This is a genomic window from Nitrobacter sp. TKz-YC01 (genome assembly GCF_047824785.1).
In the GTDB taxonomy this organism is placed as follows: Bacteria; Pseudomonadota; Alphaproteobacteria; order Rhizobiales; family Xanthobacteraceae; genus Nitrobacter.
On sequence record NZ_CP181167.1, the window covers coordinates 838,148 to 853,118 of the forward strand.

Sequence of the window (14,971 nt, forward strand, 5' to 3'; positions counted from 1 at the left end):
GGTTACGCGGGTTCGGCGAGCCATTGGCGGATGATGGAAGCGGTTTCGGCCGGGTTGCGCTCCGCCAGTTCACCGACCCGGTGCACCGACTGCGCATGGACCTGCCCCTGCACCTGGGCAACGTCGATCAGTTGCGCGGTGGCGTTGCTGCCGGGGATGAGATTTTGCCCGGTTTCCGCGGGTTGAACGCTTGCGGCGGCCGGCGCCGGGACCGGGAGCGCGGCGGCCGGCGGCGCGCTGGGAGCGGCGGGCTCAGCGGCCAGGATGCGCTGGACCAGCGGGCGGATCACCATGAACGTCACCACGAGGCCAAGCAGCGCCATGACGCCGAGCTCGACGACATACATCACGTCGTCCTTGGTCAACGTCATCATTCCCAGCAACCCCGCCGGCTCGCCGAGCGGCATGGCCGCGGGCGGCTCGGCGAATTTGAGGTTGACCACCTCGACTTGGTCGCCGCGCTTCTGATCGAAACCAATCGCCGAGCGTACCAGCGTTGCGATGCGGTCGAGCTGCTCCTTGCTGCGTTCCGCGTAAACCGTCTGGCCCTGGTCATTCCTAGTGTAGGTGCCGTCGACGAGAACGGCGACCGAAATGCGGTTGACGCGGCCTGCCTCGGTCACCTCGGTCTTGGTGGTTCGTGAAATCTCGTAGTTGTTGGTTTCCTCGCTCTTTTTGCTCTGGTCGCGCGCGGTGTTCGGATTGTCCGATGGCTGATTGCCGGGCAGCTCGTTGTTGACCGTGACCTGACCGTTATTGTCGGCCGTCAGGGAGGATTCCTCGCGGGTCTGGCTGGATCGCAGCACCCGTCCTTCCGGATCGAATTTGTCCGAGGTCTGGGTGATCTTGTTGTAATCGAAGTCGGCGGAGAGCTGGACGCGAGCGCGTCCGTTTCCAACCACCGACGATACGATCGCCTCGACCTGACTGCGCATGCGCTTTTCGAATGCGGCGCGCCGCTCGTCTCCGGTCACGCCGTCGGCATCGGTCGTCGAGCCGTCGGCAAGCAACTGACCGGTTTCGTCGACGATGGAGACCCGCTGCGGCTTCAGCCCGTTGACGGCGGAGGCGACGAGATGGCGGATGGCGCGTATCTGTTGCGGTTCGAGGCCGCCCCGGACGCGCAGCACGATCGAAGCCGAAGGCTGAGGCGCTTCGCGCGTAAAGAGCGGCCGCTCGGGCAGCACCAGGTGGACGCGGGCGTCCTGAACGCGGTCGATGGCGCGGATGGTGCGCGCGAGTTCGCCTTCCAGCGCGCGCAGCCGATTGATGTTCTGGACGAAGCTGGTGGTGCCGAGCGCATCCGACTTGTCGAAAATTTCATAGCCGACGCCACCGCCCTTGGGCAGGCCCGCCTCGGCGAGCTTCATCCGCAGCCGCGTCACCTTGTCCTTCGGCACCATGATCACGGCGCCGTCGTTACGAAGCTCGAAGGGAATGGCCTGGCGTTCGAGGTCCTTGATGATGCCGGAGGAGTCCTCGACGCTGAGGTCGGTGAAGAGAGTCGTCATCTGCGGCGTCGTGACGCGCATGATGACGAAAGCGAAGAAACCGATCAGCACGGCGGCGACCGCGACCATCGCCATCAGCCGCGATGCTCCCAGGCCTTTCAGAAATGCCAGCAGACCTTGCAACGAACCAGCCCCTCGGACCCGGCCCTGGAAGGCCGGCTCGGCAAATATTGCCTATGGTATGGTTTCGATATGGTTAACGGTGGTTAAGACCCGTGACGAAATTGCAAAACAAAAGAACCGGCATTCGCTCGAATGCCGGTTCTGAATGTGAAGCATCCTGAAGGAGACGTCCTAGAGCCTTTCCGCTTCTGATGGAATCAGAAGCGTGGCTCTATGATTTTGATCTGACGCGTTTTCTTCACGCGAACCGGTGTCCACTTCGCTCGAAAACGCTCTATTGGCGATACTGTTGAATACGGGTGGTGCGTAGCCCGGCAAGGCCATGCTGGTCGATCGAGAACTGCCACGACAGGAATTCATCGACGGTCAGTGTGTAGCGGCTGCAAGCTTCCTCGAGCGAGAGGAGTCCGCCACGGACCGCGGCGACGACTTCGGCCTTGCGGCGGATGACCCAGCGCTTGGTCCCGGGTGCCGGCAAGTCCGCGATCGTTAGTGGACTACCGTCTGGCCCGATGACGTATTTCACCCTGGGGCGGTGAGGTTCTGTCATGGCGTACTCACAAACTCTAAACCATTGAACTCACCGACATACCTACGCCTTGCGGCTTAAAATTTGCCTAAGTTCAGGGCTTCAATACGATTCTCCTTTGAAATGCCTGTTCTGGACGTGTGCCTGGCCGGGCGTTGGATCGCCGGATGGGAGGATGAATGGACCCGCCGCTGGTCATCCGGCGTCAGTTCACGATGCGCCTGATCTGGTTGATGGTGTAGGTCTGGCCGCCGATCGACAGCAACGGAGGAGACTGGGTCAGGTCGACAGAATTGACCTGACCCTGAATCTGGGTCGATACCGCGACCGGATTTCCCGACGCATCGACAGCCGTCGCGGTCAACGTGTACTGGCCGTCCGGCCATTGGGTGCCGTCATTGCCGAGGCCGTTCCAGGAGAAGGCCTGATCGTCGCCGGCATCGACGCCGTAAGAGCCGGAGAAGACATTCTGGCCCGTGCTGCTTGCGATGTTGATCGTGAGTGTGGAGGCGGTCGGAATACCGAGATGCCATGTCACCGCGTTGTTGGTCATGGTGGCGGTGCCGCCGTCGATCACGGCGTTCTTGCCGACGAAGTCGAGCGCCTGCGTGGCCTGCGTAGTCTGCTGCAGTGAGACCAGGTTCGAAAGCTGGTCGTTGGTCCTCAGTTGCTGCTCGACGCCCGCGAACTGGACGAGTTGTTGAGTGAACTGGTTGGTGTCCAGCGGGTCGAGCGGATTCTGGTTCTGCAATTGCGTTGTGAGCAGCGTGAGAAAAGTCTGGAAGTTGCCGGCCAGCGTGCCGGTGTTGGATGTTGCCGATGAAGCCGCAGAGGAGGCAGGCTGCGCCGTCGTGCCGGACACCACCTGCTGAACCGCAGAACCCACTGACGCCGTCATCTCCGTCTCCTTAAACCCTGATGTCGAGGCCGCGATTCGATCCGAGGATCCGGCCGTAATCCCGTCCGGCTGCTGCGGCCGGGATATCCTCCTCCGTCACGACCAGATGGTGGTTATGACGGCTGGCACCGTCACGCGCGTTGTGCTCGTGGGAGGATTGATCCCGCAGGCTGAACTGAAGGCCGCCGTCGCCGGTTCGTAGCCCGGCGTCTTGTAGCGCCCGCTGGAGGTGCGGCGCATCCTGCCGCAACATCGCAAGCGTTTCCGGCTTCTCCACCGTCAGATGCGAGGTCACCCGGCCCTGGCGGTCGACGTCGAGACGGACATCGATGCGGCCGAGGTCGGCGGGGTCCAGCCGGATTTCGAAGCGGCTCCTGCCGCCGAGAGCCGTGACGGCGATCTGGACCGCGAGTCCGTTCAGCGGCACGGCCGCGCCGGTGGCCACCGCGACATGGTGCTGCGGCGTCGCGGGCATGGTGGCGTTGAACGGAATCTGCGGCTGCGCAAGGGCGCCGTTGACGCCCGGACCCTCGGCCTGACCTGATTGCGGCTGCGCAGCCGCGGCGTCGGCAGCGCGGGCGGGATGCGGCGCGCTGGTTGCCGTTTGCGTGGAGAACGTGCCGGTCTCGGACGCAGCGTTCTTCGCACTCTCGGCGGCATCATGCTTGTGATCGGCGCGCGTGGCGTCGTGCGACGGGACGGGATCGCCGCCTGCTGCCGGCGGCGCTCGTAAGGCCAGCATATCCGGTTCGGGCTGGATCCCCGGCTGGGCCGATGCCGTTGTTCTGTCCGTCGGCGCATCGTCGAGCGTTTTGACGGCTGTTTTTGCGGCACCGGGTGATGCCGGCGCGACCGCCGCCGCCAGGGCGCCCCCGGTCTGCATGACGGTCCGCACGGCCTGCCCGGTGTCGGGCGTTTCCTGAAGAATTGCCGCGACGACGGCTTCGGTATCGGCCGCGAGGGTGGGGTCGCTGGCGGTATTCGCGGGCGATGTCGCCAACGCGCCGGCCTGCCGCGCCGGCGGTCCTTCCGTGGCGTCGGAGACCGGTTCGGTGGGGGATCCGGGGGTGGCTGCCACGACAGGCGCCATAACCGGGACGGCCACGGCAGGCAGCGTTGCCACCGTCTCCGGTAGGGCGTCCGGGTCGGTCGTGTCCGAAAACGCCTGTGGCGAGTCTGAAACGTCTGTGGTCGGCGCGATTTCGGGATCGTCCTGTTTGGCCCCACGGCGGCCTTTGGCGCTCGATTGTTCGGTGCCCAGGCCGGATTGCCGAATATCCCTGCCGGTTTCCCCCGGATTGGACTGAGGCGGCGGGGCCGACGATGCCCCGGAGTTGCCAACCGGCTGCCGCATGACGTGGTTCGGAGCGGGAGCAGAGGCAGGTCTATTGAGCGGATCACGCGAATTCCCCGACCGCGCGACCGTGACATCCGAGCCTTGCATGCTGGCATCGACCAGGGTTTCGAACGCATCGCCGGACGGCCGCTCGCCGCGCTGAGAACCCGGTGGCGCGCTCGGCAAAGACACACTGGCGGTGGGTTCCGTCGTCACGCTACGCACAGCCAACCTCTTGCTGATGGAGTCGTCGAGGCAGGCAGCAAGGACCGGGCCATGTTGCGGGAAAGAAAATAATGATGACAGCCAATGGGTTATGGAACCGTAGGGGGCTGGACCCGCCGATCCGGACCGCTTTCTTTCTGCCTGGCGGCAAGATTTGCCGTCCGCTGTCGTCGTCTGGCCGTGATTGCCTCGCAGGAATACGGACTATATTAAAGGCTGGTCTTTCGGTTGGCTTTGACGGGGCGGAATCCGCTCCTGAACACTGAGAAGTTTCCGATTCGCAAGGCGGATGTGATCTTGCGCGGTCTCATGAATTGACGGGATCAATGCTCAACAGTCTGGATTTGGAAAGTCGTCCTCAGGACACGCGGATCGTGGTCGCCATGTCGGGCGGCGTCGATTCGTCGGTGACGGCCGCGCTGTTGAAGTCGGAAGGATACGATGTCGTCGGGATAACGCTGCAGCTTTACGATCATGGCGCCGCGACTCATCGCAAGGGCGCCTGCTGCGCCGGCCAGGACATCCATGACGCGCGAAACGTAGCGGGGCGGCTTGGCATCCCGCACTATGTGCTGGATTATGAAAGCCGCTTCCGCGAAACCGTGATCGAGAATTTCGCGGACAGCTATGCGTCGGGCGAGACGCCGGTGCCTTGCATCGAGTGCAACCGGCTGGTCAAATTCCGCGATCTGCTGGCCACCGCGCGCGAACTCGGCGCGGCCGCGCTGGCGACGGGTCATTACGTTTCCTCGCGCCGATTGGCCGATGGATCGCGCGCGCTGCTCTGCGCGGCGGACACCGACCGTGACCAGAGCTATTTTCTGTTCGCCACCACGAGGGAGCAGCTCGATTTTCTGCGCTTTCCGCTCGGCGACATGACCAAGCAGCAGACCCGCGAACTGGCGCGCCGCTTCGGGCTTTCGGTTGCCGACAAGCATGACAGCCAGGATATCTGCTTCGTGCCGACCGGCCGCTACACCGATATCATCAGCCGGTTGAAGCCGAACGCGATGGTATCAGGCGATATCGTCGATCGCGAGGGGCATGTCATCGGCCACCACGAGGGTATCGTGCATTTCACGGTGGGACAGCGCCGCGGCCTCGGCATCGCCTCCGGCGCGCCGCTTTACGTTCTCGGTCTCGATGCGGCGAACCGGCGCGTCGTGGTGGGGCCGCGCGAGGCGCTGAAGATGCATCGCATCGTCCTGCGCGACGTGAACTGGATCGGCGATGGCGCGCTCGATCGCGCGATCGGCGCCGGGCTTGAACTGTTCGTTCGGGTGCGTTCGACGCGCAAACCCCAGCCGGCATGGCTGCGCGTCGTCGATGGCCGCTACGAGGTCGAACTCGTGGCCGGCGAGGAGGGCGTGTCGCCCGGTCAGGCCTGTGTCTTCTATGACGGGGCGGAAGGGCAGTCGCGGGTGCTCGGCGGCGGATTCATCGCGCAGGCCATGGCGCAGCGCGCTGACGAATCCGCAGATCAGAACGGCACGCTGGCACAATCTTTCGCCGCCGAGTTGCGCGGGTAGACATCCGGGACGCACGGGAAGCATGGGTAACGACATCGATCGCGCGGGCGTCGCCAGGGCCTATGGCCTCTGGGCGCCGGTTTATGACCTGGTATTCGGCAAGGTCTTCGATGCCGGCCGTCAGTCCACGATCGAAATCGCCAACGCAATCGGCGGGCGCATCCTCGATGTCGGCGTCGGCACCGGGTTGTCGCTGTCGGATTATGCCTCCACGACGAAACTGTATGGCGTGGACCTGTCCGAGCCGATGCTGCGCAAGGCGCAGCATCGGGTGCGTTCGCTGAACCTCGCCAACGTCGAAACGCTGGCGGTGATGGACGCCAAGAATCTCGCGTTTCCCGATTCCTTTTTTGACGCGGTGGTGGCGCAGTTTGTCATCACGGCGGTCCCGGATCCCGAAGCGACGCTCGACGATTTCGTCCGCGTGCTGAAGCCGGGCGGAGAGCTGATTCTGGTCAATCATATTGGCGCTGAGAGCGGGCCGCGCCGGGTGTTCGAGCTGGCCTTTGCGCCGTTGGCCCGGCGGCTTGGCTGGCGTCCCGAGTTCCCGTGGGCGCGCCTCGTGAACTGGGCCGCGACACATGGCGGCGTCACCCTCTCGGAACGTCGCCTGATGCGGCCGCTCGGACATTTTTCGCTGATCCGCTACCGCAAATCCTGAGAGCGTCGGAACATCCGCTGTCGCCATTCGTTGCCGTTCCATGCGGATGAAAAACCTTTCCTTTTTGATCGCTTTTGTGGCGTTCGCTGATGTTGCGCTCGCGCAGGCGCCGCCGACAAGGGCCACTCCGCCCGGTGCGACGACGACGCCGTCCCCTTCTCCCAATTCTCCCGCTTGCGTTCCTCACGACACACCCGCGCTGGACGGAAAGGCTGCGGGCGAGCGCAAGGAGCCGCTTGGCGAGAAACTTGCGAAATCCGGTGGCGTATTGTGCCCGCCTGAAGGGATCAATCCGGAGATGCGCGCGCCGACCCCGGAAGGCGGCAATACGCCGGTGATTCCGCCGCCCGGCACTCCCGGCGGCGATTCTGCCGTGCGGCCGAAATAGGCCAGATCCAATCGATAAGCTGGCATATCCCGCAGCTTTGCTTGACACGCCCGTGAGCGGCTTTTTATATGCCGCGCGTTCACGGCGTCGTCGGTTGTGAACACTGTGGCGAGGTAGCTCAGCTGGTTAGAGCACGGGAATCATAATCCTGGGGTCGGGGGTTCGAGTCCCTCCCTCGCTACCATTCCTTCACATCAACTCCGGTTCAAGCATTGGGCCAGGTCGTTCCGGGGAGGCGATCGAGCCTTTCCCGCCGCATGAGCGAAACCTGATGTGATGCCGGGTTACGGGCTCGGCGGCGACGGCGCACCTTGCCTGAGCGTTTGAGATATGCGACCGGCTGAGAGGAATGCACCAACTCATCGGCGACATCACGCTTTGCATCCTGTTTGCCTGGGGTCTCGGGCTGGCCGCGCATTTTTCCCGGCAGCCGCTGATCCTGGCCTATCTGCTGGCCGGGTTCTTCATCGGCCCGTTTGGAATGGGATGGGTCAAGTCGCAGGAATCGATCCGGACCATTTCCGAACTCGGCCTGATCTTCATGCTTTTCATGATAGGCTTGGAAATCGACCTGAAGAAGATCATGCGCGCGGGGCCGGTGATCCTGATCGCCGGCGGCGGCCAGTTGCTTGGAGGCTGCATTCTCGGCGCGCTGTTCTTCCTGACAATCGGCCTGCCGGCCGGCGGGTTCGACGCGCTTTATCTCTGCGTCGCATGTGCGCTTTCGAGTACGGTCATCATCGTCAAGGTGCTTTACGAAAAGCATGAGCTCGATACGCTGCCGGGCCGCGTCACGCTCGGTGTGCTGGTGTTGCAGGATGTCTTCGCGATCCTGTTCCTGGCGGTCCAGCCCAGTCTCGACGATCTTCACATCTCCATTGTCCTGCTCTCGATCGCGCGGGTCGCCACGCTGGTCGCGACCGCGCTGATCGTCAGCCGCTATGTTCTGCCCTTCCTGTTTCATCAGATCGCGCGCCGTCCTGAACTGGTGCTGCTCGGCGCGCTGGCGTGGTGCTTCCTGATCGGCGAAATCGCTGAACAGTTGCATCTGTCCCGCGAGATGGGCTCGCTGGTGGCCGGTGTCTCGCTCTCGACCTTTCCCTACGCGCTCGATGTCACCGCCAAGGTGACGACGCTGCGCGATTTCTTCATCACGCTGTTCTTCGTCGCGCTGGGCATGACCATTCCAATTCCGAACGGATCGGTGATCGGGCTCGCGCTGATGATCGCGGCCTTCACCGTGGCGAGCCGTCTCGCCACCACCTTCCTGCCCCTGTACCTGATGAAGCAGGGATTGCGCGCCAGCCTGCTGCCGGCCATCAATCTGGCGCAGATCAGCGAGTTCTCGCTCGTCGTGATTCAAACCGGGATGATTGCTGGACACATCCAGAGCGAGACCGCGAGCGCGGCGTCGTTCGCGTTCGTGGTGCTGGCGGTGCTGAGCACGTTCGCCATCGGCCGGAGCGATCAGTTCTCGCGGCAGGCCATCAGGTTTCTGAAGCGGCTCGGCTTTCGAGACCTCGATCGCCATCAGGCGGGAGAAGGTGGACACGGCGCAGGGGCTCATGGCGAGCCGCGACGCATTGTCATTCTTGGGTTCTTCCGGGCCGCCAGCGCGCTGCTGAACGAGATCGAACGCCGGGACGAGGCGATGCTGGACCAGATCGGGGTGGTCGACTTCAATCCGCTGGTGTTCAAGACCCTCTCCGCCCGCGGTCTGCAAGTCACTTATGGCGACATCAGCAATGTGGATACGCTGGTCCATGCCGGGGTCGGCGGCGCCGAGATCATCATTCTGAGCGTGCCGGATTCGCTGCTCAAGGGCGCCAATAATGAAAAGCTCGTCCGTCACGTCCGCGCGCTGAACCCGACCGCGAAGATCATCTCGACGGCGGACCGGTTGTCGGACGTCGAGGATCAATATGCCGCCGGCGCGGATTACGTGATGCTCACCCGCCTGACCGACGCGCAGGAATTGTTCGCGGCGATCGAGGCTGCGGAGAACGGATTGCTGGCCGACAAGCGCGCCGAGACCGACGCTCTGCTGGAAGGGCGGCGGGAGGTGCTGCCGTAGCTGATCCTGATGCCGGATCATATAGGATGGCATGACCGTGCGGCCGCTTTTGCCGACCGCCTCGGTTGCGCCGCCGCCCGCTCTGCGTCATACGAGCTTCCGTCAAACGGGAACGCGCGGAACCATGCCCCATCCGATACCGGAAATCCTCCAGGCCTTCACCAGCGGCGAAATCGTCGTGGTCACCGACGACGAGGATCGCGAGGGAGAGGGCGACCTGATCGTCGCGGCCTCGCTGTGCACCGCGGAGAAGATGGCGTTTGTCATTCGGCACACCTCCGGCATCGTTTGCGCGCCGATCACCATGGAGGACGCGCAACGGCTCCGGCTCGATCCGATGGTTGCGCATAATGAGTCCAACCACACCACGGCCTTCACCGTCTCGATCGATTACAAGCCGGACGGCGGCACCGGCATTTCCGCCGAAGAGCGGGCCTCCTGCTGCCGGGCGCTCGCCAATCCCAACTCCGGCGCCAGCGACTTCGCGCGGCCCGGCCATATCTTCCCTCTGATCGCGCGCAACGGCGGTGTGCTGCTGCGCGCGGGCCATACCGAGGCGGCGGTCGATCTTTGCAGGCTGGCGGGCCTGCCGCCGGTCGGCGTCATCAGCGAACTGATGAACGACGACGGCACGGTGATGAAGGGCGAGCAGGTGGCCCGGTTCGCTGACGCGCACGGGCTCAGGCATGTGACCATCGCCGATATCATCGCCTATCGTCAGGCGCGCGAGAAGCTGATCGAGCGGGTTTCGGAATTTGCGATCGACAGCCCGATCGGGCCGCTGCAGGGCTATGCCTATCGCTCGCCGTTCGATTCCATAGCTCACGTCGCGTTCGTCTATAACGGCATCGGCGACGGCAGGAATGTCCTGACCCGTTTCCACAAATCCAACATCGTGCGCGATATCTTCGAAGGGCCGAAGCGCATGGAGAAAGTGCTTGAGCACTTCAGGACGGACGGCCGCGGCGTGCTGGTCTATCTCAGGGATGGCGCAGCGGGAGTGCCGGTGGCGCCGCTTCCCGAAGAGGGTTCAGCGGAAGCCGATCGTAACAGGCAATGGCGGGAGGTCGGCGTCGGCGCGCAGATCCTGCGCGATCTCGGGGTGACGTCGATCCGGCATCTGACATCGTCGGCGTATGACTACAAGGGACTTTCCGGTTTCGGCATCGAGATCGTTTCGAACGAGCACCTTGAGACCTGACGGTGGCTGCAGCGTCGAATAGCGGATATACTTTCATCGATTGCGGCTTTGCCGACAGCGGTATCCGGAACGACGTGAAGGGATTGTCATGAGTGTTCGCCCGCAGTGCAAGGACAAACCCGCGCCGGTCAGTTTCCAATGGGACGATCCGTTCAGGCTGGACGACCAGCTGACCGAAGACGAGCGCATGATCCGCGACACCGCGCACGCCTATGCGCAGGACAAGCTGCTGCCGCGCATCGTCAAAGCCTATCAGGACGAGAAGACCGACCGCGAGATCTTCAATGAGATGGGCGAGCTCGGTCTGAACGGCATCACCCTTCCGCAGGAGTATGGCTGCGCGGAGGCCAGCTACGTCGCTTATGGCCTCGTGGCGCGCGAGATCGAGCGTGTGGACTCCGGCTATCGTTCGATGAACTCGGTGCAGTCCTCGCTGGTGATGTATCCGATCTATGCCTACGGCGACGAGAACCAGCGCAAGAAGTATCTTCCCCGGCTTGCGACCGGCGAATGGGTCGGCTGTTTCGGCCTGACCGAGCCGGACGCCGGGTCCGATCCCGGCGGCATGAAAAGCCGCGCTGAGAAGGTGTCGGACGGCTACCGGCTGACCGGCTCGAAAACCTGGATTTCCAACTCGCCGATCGCGGATCTGTTTGTTGTCTGGGCGAGGTCGGCGGTGCATGACAATCAGGTTCGCGGCTTCGTGCTCGAAAAGGGAATGAAGGGCCTGTCCGCTCCGAAGATCGGCGGCAAGCTCAGCCTGCGGGCGTCGGTCACCGGCGAGATCGTGATGGATGGCGTGGTGGTGCCGGAAGAGAACCTGCTGCCGAACGTGTCCGGACTGAAAGGCCCGTTCGGTTGCCTGAACCGCGCGCGCTACGGCATTTCATGGGGCGTGATGGGCGCGGCCGAAGACTGCATGCACCGCGCGCGGACGTACGTGCTCGAACGAAAGCAGTTCGGCCGCCCGCTGGCGGCGACGCAACTGGTGCAGAAGAAACTCGCGGACATGCAGACCGACATCGCGCTTGGACTTCAAGGTGCCTTGCGCATCGGGCGGCTGATGGACGAAGGCAGGATGACGCCGGAGATGATCTCCATCATCAAGCGCAACAATTGCGGCAAGGCACTCGATATCGCGCGGGCGGCGCGCGATATGCACGGGGGCAACGGGATTCAGATCGAATATCATGTGATGCGCCACGCCGCGAACCTTGAAGCCGTCAATACTTATGAAGGCACCCACGACGTTCATGCGCTGGTGTTGGGCCGCGCCATCACGGGCATTCCGGCGTTTTCGTAAGGTTTTCGGGAGCGAGGTTGCCTTAGAGTCTGTTTCTACTGCGTTGAAGCAGACTCGTCGCTTTTCTTTTTGTTTGAGCATGATCTTTTCCGAAAACCGGTTTCCACTTTTCGGAATCATGCTCTAGAGTCTTCACCGCTTCATGGAAACGGTGAAGACTCTATCATTATGTTTTGACGCGTTTTCTTTACGCGAACCGGATTCCACTTCGCTCGAAAACGCTCTAGTGTTCGTCATGCCCGGCCTTGTGCCGGGCATCCACGTCTTAAAGCAGCAAAAAACAGGAAGACGTGGATGGCCGGGACGAGCCCGGCCGTGACAGCATAAACGTAGGCATTCGCCCCCAATGTCCGAACCGTCTGACGCCGAAGACGATATTCCCTTCAACCGGGATTTTCCGCTGAAGCCAGGCGTTGCCGATGAGGTCGTGCCAGGGGTCCGTCGCGTGCTGTGCGATAATCCAGGCCCTTTCACCTTCACGGGAACTGTGAGCTACATTGTCGGGCGCGGCACGGTTGCGATCATCGACCCCGGACCTGACAGCGAGGCTCATGCGCGGGCGCTGCTCGACGCGGTGAGGGGCGAGACCGTGACGCACATCTTCGTCACCCACACCCACAAGGATCATTCTGCCAATGCTGCGCGGATCAAGGCCGCCACGGGCGCGCGGGTTTATGCCGAGGGGCCGCATCGCGCCTCGCGCCCGCGCTTTGAAAGCGAGATGCACAAGCCGGAATCGGGCGCGGATCGCGGCTTTGTTCCGGACGTCCGGCTTGGCGATGGCGACGTCGTGACGGGCAAGGGGTGGACGCTGGAAGCCGTGACCACGCCGGGCCATACCGCGAACCACATGGCCCTTGCGTGGAAGGATCGCGGTCTTCTTTTCGCTGGCGACCACGTCATGGGCTGGTCCACCTCGATCGTGGCGCCGCCGGACGGTTCGATGACGGATTACATGGCCTCGCTCGAAAAACTCTCGATGCGGGGCGAGCACCTGTATTTCGCAGGTCATGGCCCGGAGATCCCGGATGCGCCACGCTTCGTGCGCTTCCTTGCGCGGCATCGCAGGGCGCGCGAGGCTTCGATCCTGCATCGACTGGCGAAAGGCGAGGCCGATATCCCGACTTTGGTCCGCGCGATCTATATCGGGCTCGACGCGCGGTTGTCCGGCGCCGCCGGCTATTCGGTGCTCGCGCATCTGGAGGATCTGGTGGCGCGTGGCGTCGTGCTCGCGGATGGCGATCCCATCATCGAAGCACGCTACCGGCTGGCGTGAGCCTTATCGCCTGCCCTTTGCCGGTGGCTTGATAGGCGCGGGCGGCTCCTTCGCCGGTTTCTCGACGACGTTTTCAGCCGCGATATTGATGTCGTCGATCAGACCGCTGATGCGGGCGGCGTTGCTGCCGAGATCGTGCTCGAAATAACGCGAGGAGGAGCGGATATCGATTCGTGACCCGTCTTCGGTCGGCATGATGCGGATCGCGACGTCTTCGCGAAAACCCATGACCGGCGTTCTCGCCACGGCCTCGATATGGCCGGGCTGCCGCGGCGGCTGCGGCGGGCGTTCATCGATCATCAGCCATTTGCGCCGCGTGACGAGCCGCCGGACGATGTCGAAAGCCTGCTGGGCCGTCAGTTCCAGTTCCACCGGCTCGATCGCGGGATACGCCGCGCGTTGCTGCTCGGCTGAATAAAGACCGGCATAAACGGCGGAATTGGCGCCGTCGATGCCGCGCAGCCGCGCCAGGGCTTCGAAGTGCGGCGGGTTGACCGGGTCGGTGGTGATATCGTGGATCGGCGGCAGGTTGCGATATCTCATGGCGAGGAATGCCGGATAGGCAAGGATCAGCACGTTCAGCAGCAGGGCGGTCAGGATACGGCCTATGCCGCGTGAGCCGTCGCGCCACAGCGCGACAAGACCTGCGAACGCCAAAAGGACCGACAGTCCGGCGAAGGCGAGTGCGCCCAGCAACGTCGCGAGCGCGGGCTTGCTCTCAAGGATGCCGAACCTCACGGCGACGACGGACACCAGCGTCGCGGCCGCCGAGAATACCGCGAGCCGCCTCGCCCAGGTCGCCAGCGCGGAGAACGGTTCGGATTGATAGCGTGCGGAAAACCTGCGGGCCATGGGAGCGTTTCGTTGCGACGGCTCGTTCGTCGCCGGATTTTCCATAGGGTTTCGAGCGAAGCGGGTGCCGGCTCGCGTAACGCCTGACCTTGATTCCATCAAAGCCGGAAAATGCTCTAGCGCATTTTGTGAGGCGGTGAAACGTCGGCGTCCGCGCGCGTCAGCGCGGCGAACTCCGCGGCCAGGAAATCCAGCAGCGCCCGCACCGAAGGCAGGAGACCGCGCCGCGATGAAAACACCGCGTGGACGATTCCCGCGCGAGGCGTCCAGTCCGGCAGTACATCCACCAGCGCGCCGCTTTCAAGATCGGCCTTCACCATCATTGTTGGAAACTGTCCGACACCGATGCCGCGCAACGCCGCGAAGCGCAGCGCCACCATGTCCTCGGTGATGAAGCGGGGCGTGTGAGGAATCCGCGCGGCGCCGGCGTCGGGACCGTCGAGGGACCACTCGTGACCTTGATGCGGCGACTGCCAGCCGATACTCGGCAGGTGGGCGAGATCGGCGGGAACCAGCGGGCGGCTCAGTTTCTTCAGCAGCGACGGGCTCGCCACCAGCCGCTGCGCGCTCTCCGCCAGCACCCGCATCACCAGGTCGTTGTCTTCCAGCGGCGGAAACCGCACCCGGAGCGCGATGTCGATCCCATCCGCGATGACATCGACGCGGCGCGGCGTGCTCTCCAGATGGACCTCGACATCGGGGCACTCGGCCATGAAGCGGGCGATCATCTCGCCGACCTGAAAGTAAAGGAGTGGCGGCGGGCAGCTTATCCGCACGATTCCCTGCGGCTTGGTGCGCGAGCGCTCGATCAGATCCTGCGCGGCCTCCGCCTCCACCAGCATGGCGACGCAGTGGCGGTAGTAGTCCTGGCCGATGCCGGTGACGGTGAAGCGCCGGGTGGAGCGCTGGATCAGCCGGACGCCAAGCCGGGCTTCGAGCGTCGCCATGCGCCGGCTGAGTCGTGATTTCGGAATGCCAAGGGCGCGGGCGGCGGCGGCGAAGCCGCCGTGATCCACCACCTGGACGAAAAAGTAGAGGTCGTTGAGATCATGCATATCGTTCTAT

At 63.6% G+C, this 14,971-nt stretch carries 13 protein-coding genes and 1 tRNA gene; 8 read left to right on the forward strand and 6 right to left on the reverse strand.

The features are described 5' to 3' along the window. Positions 1-2: 2 nt before the first annotated feature. The 4 genes from fliF to ACMYR2_RS03930 all read right to left on the reverse strand — a co-directional run bounded on the left by fliF (position 3) and on the right by ACMYR2_RS03930 (position 4,613). A complete protein-coding gene (gene fliF / locus ACMYR2_RS03915; protein ID WP_347263596.1) occupies positions 3-1,634 on the reverse strand; it encodes a flagellar basal-body MS-ring/collar protein FliF in 1,632 nt (543 codons plus the stop codon). A gap of 274 nt (positions 1,635-1,908) precedes the next feature. Continuing rightward, complete coding sequence (locus ACMYR2_RS03920) at positions 1,909-2,184, reverse strand: DUF1153 domain-containing protein (protein WP_002714638.1); 276 nt, start codon at positions 2,182-2,184, stop codon at positions 1,909-1,911. A gap of 184 nt (positions 2,185-2,368) precedes the next feature. Beyond that, positions 2,369-3,061, reverse strand: coding sequence for a flagellar hook assembly protein FlgD (locus tag ACMYR2_RS03925; RefSeq protein WP_347263597.1), 693 nt, complete (start codon positions 3,059-3,061; stop codon positions 2,369-2,371). Between the two features lie 10 nt (positions 3,062-3,071). Then, positions 3,072-4,613 carry a flagellar hook-length control protein FliK gene (locus tag ACMYR2_RS03930; protein WP_416193711.1) on the reverse strand — a complete coding sequence of 514 codons (1,542 nt, stop codon included), beginning with the start codon at positions 4,611-4,613 and terminating at the stop codon, positions 3,072-3,074. Positions 4,614-4,948: 335 nt separating this feature from the next. On the opposite strand from ACMYR2_RS03930, the gene mnmA reads away from it, so the two are divergent. The 8 genes from mnmA to ACMYR2_RS03970 all read left to right on the forward strand — a co-directional run bounded on the left by mnmA (position 4,949) and on the right by ACMYR2_RS03970 (position 13,054). After that, the gene (gene mnmA / locus ACMYR2_RS03935) at positions 4,949-6,151 is read left to right on the forward strand and encodes a tRNA 2-thiouridine(34) synthase MnmA (protein ID WP_347263599.1); all 1,203 of its coding nucleotides are present in this window, start codon (positions 4,949-4,951) and stop codon (positions 6,149-6,151) included. Between the two features lie 22 nt (positions 6,152-6,173). Beyond that, positions 6,174-6,812 carry a class I SAM-dependent methyltransferase gene (locus tag ACMYR2_RS03940; RefSeq protein WP_347263600.1) on the forward strand — a complete coding sequence of 213 codons (639 nt, stop codon included), beginning with the start codon at positions 6,174-6,176 and terminating at the stop codon, positions 6,810-6,812. 46 nt (positions 6,813-6,858) lie between these two features. Continuing rightward, positions 6,859-7,200 (forward strand): hypothetical protein, encoded by a 342-nt coding sequence (locus ACMYR2_RS03945; protein ID WP_416193712.1) that lies wholly within the window; start codon positions 6,859-6,861, stop codon positions 7,198-7,200. A 107-nt stretch (positions 7,201-7,307) separates the two neighbouring features. Then, a tRNA-Met gene (locus tag ACMYR2_RS03950) sits at positions 7,308-7,384 on the forward strand. Between the two features lie 165 nt (positions 7,385-7,549). Beyond that, the gene (locus tag ACMYR2_RS03955) at positions 7,550-9,274 is read left to right on the forward strand and encodes a cation:proton antiporter (RefSeq protein ID WP_347263602.1); all 1,725 of its coding nucleotides are present in this window, start codon (positions 7,550-7,552) and stop codon (positions 9,272-9,274) included. Positions 9,275-9,398: 124 nt separating this feature from the next. After that, complete coding sequence (gene ribB, locus ACMYR2_RS03960) at positions 9,399-10,475, forward strand: 3,4-dihydroxy-2-butanone-4-phosphate synthase (RefSeq protein WP_347263603.1); 1,077 nt, start codon at positions 9,399-9,401, stop codon at positions 10,473-10,475. 88 nt (positions 10,476-10,563) lie between these two features. After that, positions 10,564-11,778 carry an acyl-CoA dehydrogenase gene (locus ACMYR2_RS03965; RefSeq protein WP_347263604.1) on the forward strand — a complete coding sequence of 405 codons (1,215 nt, stop codon included), beginning with the start codon at positions 10,564-10,566 and terminating at the stop codon, positions 11,776-11,778. A 346-nt stretch (positions 11,779-12,124) separates the two neighbouring features. Then, the gene (locus ACMYR2_RS03970) at positions 12,125-13,054 is read left to right on the forward strand and encodes an MBL fold metallo-hydrolase (RefSeq protein ID WP_416193713.1); all 930 of its coding nucleotides are present in this window, start codon (positions 12,125-12,127) and stop codon (positions 13,052-13,054) included. A gap of 3 nt (positions 13,055-13,057) precedes the next feature. Here ACMYR2_RS03970 and ACMYR2_RS03975 read toward each other — a convergent pair whose 3' ends face one another. After that, positions 13,058-13,906: a DUF1499 domain-containing protein gene (locus tag ACMYR2_RS03975; RefSeq protein ID WP_347263606.1), complete on the reverse strand. Its 849-nt coding sequence runs from the start codon at positions 13,904-13,906 to the stop codon at positions 13,058-13,060. A gap of 116 nt (positions 13,907-14,022) precedes the next feature. After that, positions 14,023-14,961, reverse strand: a complete 939-nt coding sequence (locus tag ACMYR2_RS03980) for a LysR family transcriptional regulator (protein WP_347263607.1) — start codon at positions 14,959-14,961, stop codon at positions 14,023-14,025. Positions 14,962-14,971: the final 10 nt, after the last annotated feature.

Coding starts and splice junctions, on each gene's coding strand:
- ACMYR2_RS03940 (WP_347263600.1), top strand. CDS start 6,174: ATGGGTAACGACATCGATCGCGCGGGCGTCGCCAGGGCCTATGGCCTC.
- ribB (WP_347263603.1), top strand. CDS start 9,399: ATGCCCCATCCGATACCGGAAATCCTCCAGGCCTTCACCAGCGGCGAA.
- ACMYR2_RS03920 (WP_002714638.1), bottom strand. CDS start 2,184: ATGACAGAACCTCACCGCCCCAGGGTGAAATACGTCATCGGGCCAGAC.
- ACMYR2_RS03945 (WP_416193712.1), top strand. CDS start 6,859: ATGAAAAACCTTTCCTTTTTGATCGCTTTTGTGGCGTTCGCTGATGTT.
- ACMYR2_RS03980 (WP_347263607.1), bottom strand. CDS start 14,961: ATGCATGATCTCAACGACCTCTACTTTTTCGTCCAGGTGGTGGATCAC.
- ACMYR2_RS03965 (WP_347263604.1), top strand. CDS start 10,564: ATGAGTGTTCGCCCGCAGTGCAAGGACAAACCCGCGCCGGTCAGTTTC.
- ACMYR2_RS03955 (WP_347263602.1), top strand. CDS start 7,550: ATGCACCAACTCATCGGCGACATCACGCTTTGCATCCTGTTTGCCTGG.
- ACMYR2_RS03975 (WP_347263606.1), bottom strand. CDS start 13,906: ATGGCCCGCAGGTTTTCCGCACGCTATCAATCCGAACCGTTCTCCGCG.
- ACMYR2_RS03925 (WP_347263597.1), bottom strand. CDS start 3,061: ATGACGGCGTCAGTGGGTTCTGCGGTTCAGCAGGTGGTGTCCGGCACG.
- mnmA (WP_347263599.1), top strand. CDS start 4,949: ATGCTCAACAGTCTGGATTTGGAAAGTCGTCCTCAGGACACGCGGATC.
- ACMYR2_RS03970 (WP_416193713.1), top strand. CDS start 12,125: ATGTCCGAACCGTCTGACGCCGAAGACGATATTCCCTTCAACCGGGAT.